Source organism: Patulibacter ginsengiterrae (genome assembly GCF_056269115.1).
Genome location: NZ_JBWDOG010000005.1, coordinates 37,626 through 50,553 on the forward strand (window position 1 = coordinate 37,626; position 12,928 = coordinate 50,553).

Sequence of the window (12,928 nt, forward strand, 5' to 3'; positions counted from 1 at the left end):
TCTCCGATCATCGTGCGAGGTCCCGTAGCGTCTCGAGCCCGTCCCAGACCTCGGCGAAGCCGGTCGTCAGGGGAGAGAGGCCGAGGCGAACGAGGTCCGGCTCCCGGAAGTCCGGGATGACGTCCCGCTCGATGAGCGCGGAGCACAGCCGCCGGGCATCCGGATGGGCGAGCGAGAGGTGCGCGCCGCGCGCCTCCGCAGGCCGCGGGCTCGCGACGGTGAAGCCGAGGTCGGTCAGGTAGGCGTCCACGTACTCGAGGGCGAAGCCGGTGAGCGCGACGGCCTTCGCGCGGATCGCCTCGATGCCGGCCTCCTCGATGAGTTCGAAGCTCGCGGCCAGGGCGGCCAGGCCGAGGATCGGCGGCGTCCCCGAGAGCCAGCCGGCCATTCCGGGGGCGGGCGCGTAGCCGGGGCCCATCGCGAACGGGTCACGATGCCCGAACCAGCCCCAGATCGGGTGGCGCAGCGTCGCCTGCAGCGCGCGGCTCACGTAGAGGAAGGCGGGGGCGCCAGGGCCACCGTTGAGGTACTTGTAGCCGCATCCCACGGCGAGGTCCGTCCCGGTCGCATCGAGCGCGACGGGGTACGAGCCGGCGCTGTGGCTGAGATCCCAGATCGTGAGCGCGCCGGCGTCATGGGCGACGCGGTTGATGGCCGCCATGTCCGCGACGGCCGCCGACGTGTAGGAGACGTGCGAGAGGACGGTGACCGCGGTGCGCGGCCCGGCGAGCGCCGCGACGTCGTCGGCGGTGGGGCCCGCGATCGGGTCGGCGTCGATCCAGCGCAGCGTGTGACCCGTGCGGGCCGCGATGCTCTCGACGACATAGCGGTCCGTCGGGAAGTTGCCGGCTTCGATCAGGATCTCGTCGCGGCCCGGGCGAGCATCGAGGGCCGCCTGCACGAGCTTGAAGAGGCAGACCGTCGTCGAGTCGGCCACGACGGTCTGGCCGGCGGCGGCACCGAGCGCGGCGCGGGCGATCCGGTCGCCCGTCTCCAGCGGCAGGGTCATCCAGCCCTCGCTCCACGAGCGGATCAGCCGCTCGCCCCATTCGTGGTCGATCACGGTCTGCATGCGGTCGCGTGTGCGACGAGGGAGGCGGCCGAGTGAGTTCCCGTCGAAGTAGACGGTCGCGGAGGTGCCGGTGACGAACTCGTCGCGAAAGCGCGCCAGCGGGTCGCGGGCATCTAGAGCGGCGGCGTCGGTGCGGGCGAGCGGCGGGTGCTGAGGGTTCGGAGCGCGGTCCATGGTTCCCGTTGGTTGAGCAGAAAAGAACGTATGCAGCCTATCTAAGTCGAAGTGCGCCGTCCAGTGGCCCGGCGAGGACGACGCAAAAGCGCGATACAGACGGTAAATAATCAAACATCAGCCCTTGCGTTGCGCTTCTCGGTGTGCGTATGATTGCAAAGTATGTTGCCTAAATTTCTAGAGGAGGGCCAGTGAGCGACGACGCCGCGAACGCCGCAGCGAACCGCATCCACGACCTGCTGACGTCGGCGTCCGTGGTGGATCTGAGCTGGAGCCTCGACCCCGCGGGACCGGTGTTCCCGGGGCAGCCGGGCTTCGCCTTCGAGCCGCTCGGCGACATCGACGACCCCGACCTGCCGCTCTGCTTCGGCCGCGTGTCCTTCATGGAGCACTGCGGCACGCACATGGATGCCCCGGCCCACGCCATCAAGGGCGCGGCGTACGTGGACGAGCTGCCGTTCGCCGACCTCGTCGGCCCCGCCTGTCGCCTCGATCTGCGCGAACGCTGCGGCGGCCGGGCGGACTTCGACGTGGCGGTCGCGGACGTCGAGCGCTTCGAACGTGAGCACGGAGCCATTCCGCGTGGGGCGATCGTCTTCGCCCACACCGGCTGGGACGCGCGCTACCCGGACCCGGAGCGCTACGTCGAGGTCGACGAGGACGGCGGCTGGCACTGGCCCGGCGTGTCCGGCGACGCCGCCGAGATGCTCGCCGAGCGTGGCGTCCGCGGCGTCGGCATCGACAGCATCGGGCTCGACGGTGGCCACGTGGCGATGAGCCTCGCCGCGCACAAGGCCGTGCTCGGCTCGGGCGCCTTCATCCTCGAGAACCTCGCGAACCTCGGCGACGTCCCCGCCACCGGCTCGGTCGTGCTCGCCGCCCCGCTCAAGACCCGTCACGGCTCGGGCGGCCCGACCCGCGTCTACGCGCTGACATGAACGCCGCGACCGCATCCCACCTGCGCCGCTTCGACGGCCGCGTGGCGCTCGTCACGGGCGCCGCGTCCGGCATCGGCGCCGCGACCGCGGCGCGCCTCGCGGCGGAGGGCGCGACCGTCTGGCTCGTCGATCTCGACGGCGACGCGGCGGCCCGGACGGCGCACGCGCTTCCCGGTGCTGTCGCCCGTGCCGTCGACGTCAGGAGCACGACCGACGTGGCCTCCGTCGTCGAGGACCTCGTCGCGGCCACCGGCCGGCTCGACGTGCTCGTGGCCAACGCCGGCGTCACCCACGACGCGCCGATCTGGGACACGACCGACGCGGATCTCCAGCTGCTCCTCGACGTGAACCTCGTCGGCGCGTTCCGCTGCGCGCGAGAGGCGCTGCGGCCGATGATCGCCGCACGCAGCGGTGCGATCGTCTTCACCGCGTCGGACGCCGGGCTCGTCGGCTGGCCCGGCCAGTCGGCGTACTGCGCGAGCAAGGGCGGCGTCGTGTCGCTCGCCCGCGCCGCGGCGCTGGACGCGGCGCCCTATGGCGTGCGCGTGAACTGCGTCTGCCCGGGGTTCACCGCCACGCCGCTCGTCGAGCGCTGGATCTCGTCCGCCGACGACCCGGCCGCTGCGCGCGCCAAGGTCGCGGCGACCCAGCCGCTCGGCCGCGTCGGTGATCCTGCCGAGATCGCGGCTGCGATCGCGTTCCTCGCCAGCGACGAGAGCAGCTTCGTCACCGGCACCGCCCTTCCCGTCGACGGCGGGGTGGTCGCGCGATGAGGCTCTACGGACGCACCGTGCTCGTCACCGGCGCCGGCCGGGGCATCGGGCGCTCGATCGCCGAGCGCCTCGCCGGCGCAGGGGCGTGGGTCGCCTGCCTGGACGCGGACGCCGGCCGGGCCGCCGAGACGGCCGCGCTGCTCGGCCGCGAGGCCCGCGCGATCGGCGCCGACATCACCGACGAGGACGCGGTGCGTGCCGCGATCGGCGACATCGTGGCCGCGCGGGGGAGCCTCGACGTCGTCGTGAACAACGCCGGCATCGCCGGGCCGCAGTCGCCGGTCGGCGAGACCGACGCGAGCGACTGGGAGCGCACGCTGGCCGTGAACCTCACCGGCACGTTCCTCGTCTGCAAGCACAGCATCGGCCACCTGCGGGCCAGTCGCGGCTGCATCGTCAACATCGCGTCGGCGCTCGCCTGCGTCGGGTGGCCCGACGAGTGCGCCTACGGCCCGTCCAAGGCCGGCGTCGTCCAGCTCACCCAGGGGATGGCGCTCGACTACGCGCCCGACGTGCGCGTCAACGCGGTCCTGCCGGGGGCGGTGCGGACGCCGATGATCGAGTCGGTGCTGCCCGCGGGCGAGCGCGAGGCGCTGCTGGCCGAGTACGGGCGGATCCATCCGCTGCACGGACGCCTCGCCGAGCCGGAGGAGATCGCCGACGCGGTCCTGTTCCTGGCGTCGGACGACGCGAGCTTCATCACGGGCGCGGCGCTTCCGGTTGACGGAGGGCTGATCGCCTCATGACCACGACAACACCGTTGCGCCGGCAATCACGCCGGCGCTTGACCGGGGGCACCACCATGCGCAGGACCTTCACAGGCTTCGCGATCCTCGTCGCCAGCGCCGGCATCCTCGCCGGATGCGGCAGCAACAGCGACGACGGCGGCCCTGCCGCCCCGAAGGGGAGCACCGTCGCGACCTCGACCGGCGGTACCGGCAAGCTCGACTGCCCAGGCGGCATCCTGTCGATCGGGATGGCCAAGGCCAAGACCGGCGGCTTCGCGATATTCGACAAGACCGGCGGCCAGGGCAGCCTCGTTGCGGTCGACGAGATCAACGCCGCCGGTGGCATCGACGGCTGCCAGCTGAAGGTGACCTGGGCGGACACGAAGTCCGATCCCGCGACCGGCGCGCAGGTCGCCGAGGAGCTGATCAAGGGCGGCGCCAAGATCCTGATCGCGCCGTCCGACTTCGACGCCGGCATCGGCGCGTCGCTCGCCGCGCAGAAGGCGAAGGTCTTCGGCCTGTCGCCCGAGGCGTCGTCGGTCGACTGGCCCAAGGCCGCCGGCCCGGACTTCGTCGTCCAGGCGATCACCACGGCGGACGTGGGCACCGGCCAGGCGATGTTCGCCGACGCGAAGCAGTGGAAGACGGCGTACGTCGTGACGAACGAGGCGTTCGACTTCTTCAAGAAGATGGAGCAGGTGTTCACGGGGAAGTTCGGCGGCACCGTCGCCGGCCGCTCGGCCGTCGCCGACGACGCGTCCGACTACTCGGCGGTCATCTCCCGAATCCGCTCCGCCGCACCCGACGTCCTCTACCTGAACGACTACTACCCGCACGTCGGGACGTTCATCAAGCAGCTGCGCGCCGCGGGCCTGAGCACGCCGGTCCTCGGCAACCCGACGTTCTCCTCCCCCGACCTGCCGAAGGCGATCGGCGCGAGCCGGACGAAGGACGTCTACTTCGCGTCGCAGAGCTTCTACGAGGGCAGGAAGGTCGATCCGGGCGTCGCCGCGTTCGTCGAGGCGTACAAGAGGAAGAACGGGGTCTTCCCGGAGAACTCGAACGCGATCGCCGGCTACGAGGGCGTCCTGCTGCTCGCCGACGCGCTGAAGACCGCGCACTCGACCGACGCCGCAACGCTCATGCAGGCGATGAGCGGTCAGAAGGACGTCAAGCTGCCCGGCTCGACCGTGTTCGCCTGGAAGGACGGCACGACGGAGCGCAGCGTGACGATCATCGGACTCGACGGCACCGACTACGTCGAGGTCGACCGGATCGACCCCCGGAAGGGCTGAGCACGGTGTCCAACGACGCACCGGCCGCCCTCCGGGTGGTCGGCCTCGCGAAGCACTTCGGTGGCGTGCGCGCGCTCGACGGGGTGGACCTCGCGGTCGCCCCCGGGGAGATCCTCGGGCTGCTCGGTCCGAACGGCTCGGGCAAGACCACGCTCGTGAACTGCGTGTCGGGCGTGCTGCGCCCGACCGCGGGGCAGGTGCGCACGGGCGGGCAGGAGATCACGCGCTGGTCTCGCCCACGGCGCGCCGTCGGCGGGTTCGTGCGCACCTACCAGAACCTCCGCCTGTTCACCGACCTCACCGTCGCCGAGAACGTGGAGATCGGGCTCGCCTCCTCGGGCGCGGTCCGGGGCGCCGAACGGCGTCGCCGGATCCACGCGACGCTCGCGGACCAGGGGCTGCTCGACATCGCCCGGGTCGGCGTGCGCGATCTCTCCTACGGGCAGCAGCGCCGCGTCGAGATCGCGCGGGCGCTCGTCTCCGCCCCGAAGGTGCTGGTCCTCGACGAGCCGGCTGCCGGGCTGGGCGAGGGGGAGACGGAGACCCTGCGGTCGACGGTGGCCGCGGCGCGCGACCGCCTCGGCTGCGCCGTCGTCCTGATCGACCACGACGTCGGTCTCGTCCTCGGCCTGAGCGACCGCGTGGCCGTGCTCCACGAGGGGCGGCTGCTGCGCGAGGGCTCTCCCGAGCAGATCCGCGTCGACCCGGTCGTCGCCGAGACGTACCTCGGCAGCGCGGAGGTCGCAGCATGATCACCCTCACCGACGCCACCACCGGGTACGGCCGCGCCCGCATCCTCGACGGCGTGTCCCTGACGGTGCGGGCAGGCGAGGTGCTCGCCGTCGTCGGCCCGAACGGGGCCGGCAAGACGACGCTCGTGAGCGCGCTCGCCGGGCTGCGGCCGCTCTGGGAGGGCACGCTCCTCCTCGACGGGGAGGACGTCACCGCGATGCCGGCCCGCCTGCGGGCCCGCCAGGGGATCCTGCTCTGCCCGGAGGGCCGCCGCATCCTCTCGACGATGACCGTCGAGGAGAACCTGCGGCTCGGCGCCACACCGGTCGCGCACGCCACCCGAACGGACGCACGCCGGGCGACCGCGGCGGCGATCGACGAGGCCTACGGCCGCTTCCCGATCCTCCGGGAGCGGCGCCACAACCGCGGCGGAGCGCTCTCGGGTGGCCAGCAGCAGATGCTCGCCATCGCCCGCGCGCTGATGGGCCGGCCGCGCGTCCTGCTCCTCGACGAGCCCTCGCTCGGCCTGGCGCCGCGGGTCATCGCCGACGTGTACGAGCTGCTCGGCACGCTGCGCGACGAGGGGCTCGCGATCGTCCTCGTCGAGGAGGGCGCGCGCCGCGCGCTCGCCTTCGCGGACCGCGGCATCGTCCTGCAGAACGGGTCGGTGGTCCTCGAGGGCTCGGTCGCCGAGCTGCTCGCCCACCCCGACCTCGGCAGCGCCTATCTCGGCACGACCGCCGAGCTCGGCGAGCTGCCGAGCCCTGGAGAGAAGGTATGACGGAACTCGCGCAGCACCTCGTCGACGCCCTGAGCGCCGGTTCGACCTACGTCCTCCTGGGCCTCGGGCTGAGCCTCGTGTTCAGCGTCATGGGCCTGATCAACTTCGCCTACGGCTCGCTCATCGTGTGGGCCGGATACGCGATCGCGATCGCGGCCGAGCACGGGCTGTCCTATCCGCTCGCGCTCGTCTTCATGGTCGGCGTCGTCACCCTCCTGTCGATGGCGATGGGGCGCTTCGCGTTCCTCCCGTTCCGGTCGGCGCCGCCGACCACGCTGCTGCTCACGTCCTTCGGCGTGTCCCTCGTGCTGCAGGCGGTGGCGATCGCCGCGTTCGGCGACCGGCCGAGGCGGGTGCCCAGCCCGGATTGGCTGAGCGACTCGCTGCAGGTTGGCGGCGTCGACATCGGCGTTCTGCAGCTGGTGACGATCGCCGGCTGCGGGCTCGTGCTGCTCGCGCTCCACGGGCTCATGACGCGGACGCGACTCGGCCTCGAGATCCGGGCCGTCGCCGAGGACGGCGACGTCTCGCAACTGCTCGGCGTGAACGCCCGCCGCGTGCTGTCGACCGTCTTCGTGCTCAGCGGCCTCGTCGCGGCCGTCGTCTCGTTCCTGTGGCTGGCGAAGGTCGGCGCCGTCGACCCGCGCGCCGACCTCAACCCGACGCTCAAGGCGTTCATCGTCGTCGTCATCGGCGGCCTGGGCACCGTGCGCGGCGCGGTCATCGGCGGCCTCCTGCTGGGGCTGTTCGAGACCGCCCTTGCGTCCTACCTGCCGGATGCGCTCACCAGCTACCAGCAGACCATCGTGTTCGTGCTCCTCGCCGCGATCCTCGTCCTGCGTCCGCAGGGCATCGCCGGCCGAGTCGTGGAGGTCTCCAAATGACGGCCATCGCCCACTGGGTCACCGATCGTGCCCAGGTCCGCGGGGGGCTCGGGCGGCTGCTCGGCGGCTCGCTCGTGCTTCCGGTCGTGCTCACGGCCGTCGTCGCCGTGTGGATCGCCGCTGGCGGCGGCAGCACCGGCGTCCTGACGAGCCTCGGCGTCAGCGCGGTGCTGATCGTCGGCTACCAGGTGTTCGTCGGGGCGACCGGCATCGTGTCGTTCGGCCACATGGCGTTCGCCGGCCTCGGGGCGTACACGGCAGGCATCCTCACGGTGCCCGTGATCCAGAAGCGCTTCCTGCTTCCGGACCTGCCGTTCGGCCTCGGCGGCGTCGAGCTGGGGCCGGTGCCGGCGATGCTCGCCGCGGCGGCCGTCGCGGCCGTCGTCGCCGTCGTGTTCGGCGCCGTGCTGATGCGGGCGACCGGGACCGCGGCGGGGATCGCGACGCTAGCGGTCCTCGTGATCGTCAACGAGGTCCTGCGCAACGCCACCGATCTCACCCGCGGGACGCAGACGTTCTTCGGCGTCCCGGGAGCGGCGAGCACCGAGCTCGTCTACGGCACCTTGTGCGTCGTGGTGGTGGTCTCGGTCGCGTACAAGTTCTCGTCAATCGGCCTGCGCGCGCGGGCGGTCCGCGACGACCCGCTTGCCGCGGAGACGGCGGGCATCGGCGTCCTGCGGGCGCGCCTCGGCGCCTGGACGCTGTCGGCCGCCATCACGGGCGCGGGCGGGGCGCTGTGGGCGTACGAGCTGACGGCGTTCTCGCCGAAGAGCTTCTTCATCGCCCAGTCGGTGCCGATCATCGTCATGGTCGTGCTCGGCGGCATCAACAGCGTCGCCGGAGGCGTCACGGGCGCGGTGCTCCTGACCGTGTGGCTGGAGTTGATGCGCCACGTCGAGGCGGGGTCGGTCGGCGGGGTCTCGCTCGTGGGGCTGTCCCAGCTCACGGTCGGCCTCGGCCTCATCCTGCTGCTCCGGCTTCGGCCCCGCGGGCTGCTGGACGCCCGCGAGCTCGAGGTCGGCCCGCCGGCCGGGGCGAGATCGGGCGTGCCCGACGCCGCGCCGGACACGCCGGTCCGGGAGGCGGAGCATGCCTGACCACCGCTGCCGCCACGCGATCACCGTCACCGGGGCGGTGCCGGAGGCGGAGCTCGGGCTGACGTTGCCGCACGAGCACGTCCTGATCGACTTCGGGTGCCGCTACCGGCCGGCGGACGACGAGGCGGACGTCGGCGCGCTGCCGTCGCTCGCCGAGCGCTGGCGCCTGATGCGGGATCCCGCCGGCTACCGCGCCAACCTCGACGGCCGGTCGATCGAGGCGGCGGTCCGCGAACTGGAGCCGTTCGTCGCGGCCGGCGGGCGCACGATCGTCGACCTCAGCGTGCTCGGGCTCGGCGCGGACCCGCGCGGGCTCGAGGAGGTCGCGCGGCGGACCGGGCTGAACATCGTCGCCGGCACCGGCACGTACGTCGACGACGCGCTGCCGCCGGAGATCCTCGCCGCCACGGTCGAGGAGCTCGCCGAGCGGTTCGTGGCGGACATCGAGCACGGCGGGGCGGAGGGGGTGCGGCGCGGCGCGATCGGCGAGATCGGCGTCGAGGGTCCGACGGACTTCGAGCGGCGCGCCGTGCGCGCCGCCGCTCGTGCACAGGCCCGCACGGGCGCCCCGTGCTACTTCCACGTGATGTCAGGAATCGTTCCGGAGGCGCGGGCCGACGTCTTCGACATCGTCGACCTGTACGAGCACGAGGGCGGTGATCTGGGCCGGCTCGTCCTGTGCCACCAGGACGGCTCCGGCGACGATCCCGGGTACCAGGAGGCGATGCTCCGGCGCGGCCTCTGGTTCGAGTACGACACGTTCGGCTTCGAGTCGGTGTTCGCGTTCGGCGACCGGTACCTGCAGCTGCCGACCGACAGCCAGCGGATCGCCGAGCTCGCCGCCCTCGTGGACGGCGGCTTCGCCGACCAGCTCCTGATCTCCCAGGACATCTGCTACCAGATGATGCGCCGCGCCTGGGGCGGCTGGGGCTACGCGCACATCCTCGAGGTGCTCGCCCCGCGGTTCCACGCGGCGGGGATCGGACCGGACGTCCTCGACCGCCTCATGGTCGCCAACCCGGGTCGTCTGCTCAGCTTCGCACGGTAGCGACGACCCAAGTGCAGGCGCGGACGTCCTTGACAAGACGACGGTGGTCAGGATCCTGTCGTGGGCGTTCGCTGCTCTGGAGCATCGGGGCAATGGCCTTGAGGATGGGACCAAATCCCCGGGGTCGGCAATCCCGAGCTCTGGAGGCCTGATCCGGGGCGAGAAGTACCGGTCCTGCGCCCCGTGGTTTGCGTTTGGACGGCGTCTTGGGACTCCACGCCCGGCCTCTCTGGGACTCCACGCCCGGGGTCGCGGGCGGCAGGAGATCCGTCCGTTCGCGGGCTGCGCACGCGTCGGACGAGTCGCGCTCCAGTCCGCAGGTCACGGGTGTGATGTCCGCCGGCCTGGCGGACACTCACCCAATATGGACGACGCTTCACAGCTCGAGCTGCTGCATCGTGAACACGTTGCCGCGGTCCGCGCGTACGTTCGCCGACGCATCGGCCCTGAGGATGCCGATGACATAGTCGCCGAAGTCTTCGTGGTGGCCTGGCGACGACTCGCAGACGTCCCCGCCGAACCACGTGCTTGGCTCCTGGGGATCGCCCGCAAGGCGCTGGGCAACCGCCGCCGCACGGACCGACGCCAGCGGGCACTCTACGAGCGGCTCGCCGGTCAGGCCGGCACAGCCGTCACTGCCTCACCGCCGCCTGGCACTCCCGTCGTGACCGGCGACGGAGCCCTCCTCAGGGCGCTGGCGGCGCTGCCTTCGCGAGACCGCGAGATTCTGCTTCTCGTCACCTGGGACGATCTCGACCACGCCGAGGCGGCCGAGGTGCTGGGCATTCGTCCGGGCACGGTCGCGATGCGCGTGCTCCGCGCACGCCGGCGACTCGGGCGTGCCCTTGGCCGGCTTGAGAACGCGGGCGCGGGCTCTTCCGCGACGCCGACACCGTCCGAAAGCCGCATCGGCGGCCGATTGCCACGTTCCGCGCCGACGGACCATTGGTCTCAGGCGTCGCGCGTCGAGTACCTCGTTGCGCCCCGAACGACACCCACCGACGATCCCAGTGCCGGGGCGTCGCTGTGACCCGCAAGTCCACCGAACCCAGGAGCGCCCACGTGCCCACCGACCTGCTCGACCGTCTGCGCGCGGCTGACATCTCCCCCACCGAGGCCAACTCGCAGCCGTTCGACGAGACCCTTGCCCGAATCCAGGCGCTGCGGAGTGCCCGGGGCGGCCATGCCGCCCCGGCTCACCGGACCCGCACGTTGCGCCGGGCCATCCCCGCGGGCGTGCTCACGACCGGTGTGCTCGCGGCAACGCTCGTGATCGTGATCGCTTCACCGAACGACACCGCGCTGCCCCAGCTCGGCGTCTTGGAGGCGGCCGCCCACACCGCGGAGGAGAACCCCGTCGCCGGTCGGTTCTCCGGATACGTCGAGGTGAAGCGGATCACGCTGGCCTCGACCCCAGGGACGCCGGCCTACTCGTTCGAGAACCGCAAGATCGTTCAGCGCGTTTCGGCCACCGAGTTCGACGGCTCGCTCGAGTCGACCCGACCGGTGCCGACCACACCCGAACGGCCCGTACCGCAGATGGCCGGGACACCCGCACCTGACGATGGCGGTGCCCGCATCACCACCCGCCGGATCGGCGACCGCGTCACGGAACGACGGACCTGGCGGCGGCCCTACGGCACGATCTTCAGTGGTGTCGTTCGTACGGGACAGCAGCCGGTGGCGGCCCCAACGGACCCGGACGAGGCCCGCCGTGCGATCGCGTCCTGGGCAACCGGGAAGGCCCCGACAGGCGGTGACCCCGAGCAGGCGTTTCGTCTGCGCGACGCGTACGGTCGCCAGGACAGAACGCAGCTCGCTCTCGGCTACGCATCCGACGTCCTGACCGCACCCGGGGTCGCACCGCAGGTGCGAGCCGCCGTCTACGAAGCCCTCGCAGGCGTCTCCGGCATCCAGGTGAACGCGCACACCATCGACCCGGCCGGCCGGCCGGCCGCATCCCTGACCAGCGAAACGGTGCGTGGCACGAGCCGCGCGCGGTTCGAGCTCTTCATCGATCCGCACACCGCTCGGATCCTCGGAGCTCGAAACCGCTACGGGGTGACACCTGACGCCGGCCAGGCTCGCGCCGCCGCCGATCCGCCCACCATCTCCGGCGGAGACACCTCGGTCTTTCGTTACACCGACTGACCCCGGCGGCAGCGGCCCGCTGGGTCCTGCGGTGGCCGCTTCGTATCCGGAGCACGCCCCGCAGCCCGGCGTGCGGCGCGCCCTCTGGCGGACCCTCGCGAAGGCATCGCCCCGGCCGATCGAAAGGCTTGGCTTTGCCATTCGGGCCGGTTCGTTTCGATGTCGTTCTGGCAATCGGGCAGCCGGCGGCGCGGTCGCGAATGGTTCGGTGTGAAGACGACCGCGACTGGCGCTGGGTAAGCGCTCACGGGCGATCTCTTGGGGCCGCTCAGGCCACCAGCGCGACGAAACGCCAGTCGAGCACGTCGGTGCGGCCGGTGACGGCGAGCGAGCGCAGGTGCGCGAGCGCGCCGCCGGTGGGCTGCGGGTCGAGCCGCTCCAGCACCAGCTCGCTGGCGAGCGTGTCGCCCTCGTGGACGGGGGCGAGGTGGTCGCAGCCGTGCCAGGCGACGATCGTGACGAGGCTCGGCAGCGCCCGCGTCGCCTGGGCGGCCGCGAGCCCGATCGTGTGGCCGCCGTAGACGAGGCGGCGTCCGCCGGCGGCGTCCGCGTCGTGGTGGGCGGTCGCGATGTTGAGCGACAGCCGCGCCAGCTCGGGCGCGCTGCTGACGACGTCGCCGCCGATCGTCCAGCGCATGCCCGCAGCGAGGTCGGCGGCGTGCAGACCGGGGGTCGCATCGCGGTAGGCGTCGAGGTCCCAGCCGGAGGTCGCGGCGCTGAGCGCGGCGGGGTCGAACGCCGTCGGCGTCGCGTCGAGGTCGTCGGCGCGGCAGGTGACGCCGTCGGGGTCTCGCAGCGGCAGCATCGCGCAGCGCGAGAAGTCGAGCACGCGGCGCCCCTCCTGGTCGACGGTGCGGATCCGCAGCACGGCCATCCCGGTCGCCGCACGGCCTGGGCGTGGTCGGTTCTGGCGCAGCGCGGTGACGGTGGTGACCGTTCGCAGCGTGTCGCCGATCCGTGGTGCGCGGTGGAACACCAGGTCGCGGTAGAAGAGGTTCGCGACGACCCGCTGGGTGACGAGCGTCGATTGGCCGATCGCGATGTCGCAGACCAGTGCGGGGTGGGCCAACGCCGCGTCGCCGCCCAGCACGCGGGCCGCGAGGAGCCGGTCGAGCGCGAGCGGCAGCCGATCGCCGACGATCGCCTGATGCTGGGCGGCCAGGCCCTCGGTCAGCGTCATGCCGGGCGCGCCGCTGAAGCAGTCGCCGACCTCGAGCTGCTCGAAGAACGGTCCACCGGCGACCAGCGTCTCCAT

Annotated in this window: 13 protein-coding genes; 11 read left to right on the top strand and 2 right to left on the bottom strand. The window is 72.4% G+C overall.

Annotation, left to right across the window (positions count from 1 at the left end; all coding sequences use genetic code 11):
* Positions 1-7 precede the first annotated feature (7 nt).
* Positions 8-1,246, bottom strand: a complete 1,239-nt coding sequence (kynU, locus tag ACVUH9_RS09320; RefSeq protein ID WP_475756184.1) for a kynureninase — start codon at positions 1,244-1,246, stop codon at positions 8-10.
* A gap of 191 nt (positions 1,247-1,437) precedes the next feature.
* Between kynU and ACVUH9_RS09325 the strand changes: the two genes are divergently transcribed.
* From ACVUH9_RS09325 to ACVUH9_RS09375, 11 genes are all read left to right on the top strand, one after another.
* Positions 1,438-2,184 (top strand): cyclase family protein, encoded by a 747-nt coding sequence (locus ACVUH9_RS09325; protein ID WP_475756186.1) that lies wholly within the window; start codon positions 1,438-1,440, stop codon positions 2,182-2,184.
* Entirely contained in the window at positions 2,181-2,957 is a 777-nt protein-coding gene (locus tag ACVUH9_RS09330) for an SDR family NAD(P)-dependent oxidoreductase (protein WP_475756188.1), read from the top strand. The genes ACVUH9_RS09325 and ACVUH9_RS09330 overlap by 4 nt, the downstream gene beginning before the upstream one ends.
* A complete protein-coding gene (locus ACVUH9_RS09335) occupies positions 2,954-3,703 on the top strand; it encodes an SDR family NAD(P)-dependent oxidoreductase (protein WP_475756190.1) in 750 nt (249 codons plus the stop codon). The genes ACVUH9_RS09330 and ACVUH9_RS09335 overlap by 4 nt, the downstream gene beginning before the upstream one ends.
* Positions 3,700-4,980, top strand: a complete 1,281-nt coding sequence (locus ACVUH9_RS09340; RefSeq protein WP_475756192.1) for an ABC transporter substrate-binding protein — start codon at positions 3,700-3,702, stop codon at positions 4,978-4,980. Before ACVUH9_RS09335 ends, ACVUH9_RS09340 begins: the two co-directional genes overlap by 4 nt.
* 5 nt (positions 4,981-4,985) lie before the next feature.
* Entirely contained in the window at positions 4,986-5,732 is a 747-nt protein-coding gene (locus tag ACVUH9_RS09345; RefSeq protein ID WP_475756194.1) for an ABC transporter ATP-binding protein, read from the top strand.
* Positions 5,729-6,493 carry an ABC transporter ATP-binding protein gene (locus tag ACVUH9_RS09350; RefSeq protein WP_475756196.1) on the top strand — a complete coding sequence of 255 codons (765 nt, stop codon included), beginning with the start codon at positions 5,729-5,731 and terminating at the stop codon, positions 6,491-6,493. The genes ACVUH9_RS09345 and ACVUH9_RS09350 overlap by 4 nt, the downstream gene beginning before the upstream one ends.
* Complete coding sequence (locus ACVUH9_RS09355; protein WP_475756198.1) at positions 6,490-7,377, top strand: branched-chain amino acid ABC transporter permease; 888 nt, start codon at positions 6,490-6,492, stop codon at positions 7,375-7,377. Before ACVUH9_RS09350 ends, ACVUH9_RS09355 begins: the two co-directional genes overlap by 4 nt.
* On the top strand, positions 7,374-8,474 hold the full coding sequence (locus tag ACVUH9_RS09360; protein WP_475756200.1) for a branched-chain amino acid ABC transporter permease: 1,101 nt from the start codon (positions 7,374-7,376) through the stop codon (positions 8,472-8,474). The genes ACVUH9_RS09355 and ACVUH9_RS09360 overlap by 4 nt, the downstream gene beginning before the upstream one ends.
* Positions 8,467-9,522 (top strand): phosphotriesterase family protein, encoded by a 1,056-nt coding sequence (locus tag ACVUH9_RS09365; RefSeq protein ID WP_475756202.1) that lies wholly within the window; start codon positions 8,467-8,469, stop codon positions 9,520-9,522. The genes ACVUH9_RS09360 and ACVUH9_RS09365 overlap by 8 nt, the downstream gene beginning before the upstream one ends.
* A 364-nt stretch (positions 9,523-9,886) precedes the next feature.
* The gene (locus tag ACVUH9_RS09370; protein ID WP_475756204.1) at positions 9,887-10,552 is read left to right on the top strand and encodes an RNA polymerase sigma factor; all 666 of its coding nucleotides are present in this window, start codon (positions 9,887-9,889) and stop codon (positions 10,550-10,552) included.
* 32 nt (positions 10,553-10,584) lie between these two features.
* Positions 10,585-11,673, top strand: a complete 1,089-nt coding sequence (locus ACVUH9_RS09375; protein ID WP_475756206.1) for a hypothetical protein — start codon at positions 10,585-10,587, stop codon at positions 11,671-11,673.
* A gap of 268 nt (positions 11,674-11,941) precedes the next feature.
* Here ACVUH9_RS09375 and ACVUH9_RS09380 read toward each other — a convergent pair whose 3' ends face one another.
* Entirely contained in the window at positions 11,942-12,928 is a 987-nt protein-coding gene (locus ACVUH9_RS09380) for a MaoC family dehydratase (protein WP_475756208.1), read from the bottom strand.

Excerpts from the sequence above, each read along its gene's own strand:
- ACVUH9_RS09380 (WP_475756208.1), bottom strand. The coding sequence starts at position 12,928 with ATGGAGACGCTGGTCGCCGGTGGACCGTTCTTCGAGCAGCTCGAGGTC.
- ACVUH9_RS09365 (WP_475756202.1), top strand. The coding sequence starts at position 8,467 with ATGCCTGACCACCGCTGCCGCCACGCGATCACCGTCACCGGGGCGGTG.
- ACVUH9_RS09360 (WP_475756200.1), top strand. The coding sequence starts at position 7,374 with ATGACGGCCATCGCCCACTGGGTCACCGATCGTGCCCAGGTCCGCGGG.
- ACVUH9_RS09355 (WP_475756198.1), top strand. The coding sequence starts at position 6,490 with ATGACGGAACTCGCGCAGCACCTCGTCGACGCCCTGAGCGCCGGTTCG.
- ACVUH9_RS09335 (WP_475756190.1), top strand. The coding sequence starts at position 2,954 with ATGAGGCTCTACGGACGCACCGTGCTCGTCACCGGCGCCGGCCGGGGC.
- kynU (WP_475756184.1), bottom strand. The coding sequence starts at position 1,246 with ATGGACCGCGCTCCGAACCCTCAGCACCCGCCGCTCGCCCGCACCGAC.
- ACVUH9_RS09370 (WP_475756204.1), top strand. The coding sequence starts at position 9,887 with ATGGACGACGCTTCACAGCTCGAGCTGCTGCATCGTGAACACGTTGCC.
- ACVUH9_RS09350 (WP_475756196.1), top strand. The coding sequence starts at position 5,729 with ATGATCACCCTCACCGACGCCACCACCGGGTACGGCCGCGCCCGCATC.
- ACVUH9_RS09340 (WP_475756192.1), top strand. The coding sequence starts at position 3,700 with ATGACCACGACAACACCGTTGCGCCGGCAATCACGCCGGCGCTTGACC.
- ACVUH9_RS09330 (WP_475756188.1), top strand. The coding sequence starts at position 2,181 with ATGAACGCCGCGACCGCATCCCACCTGCGCCGCTTCGACGGCCGCGTG.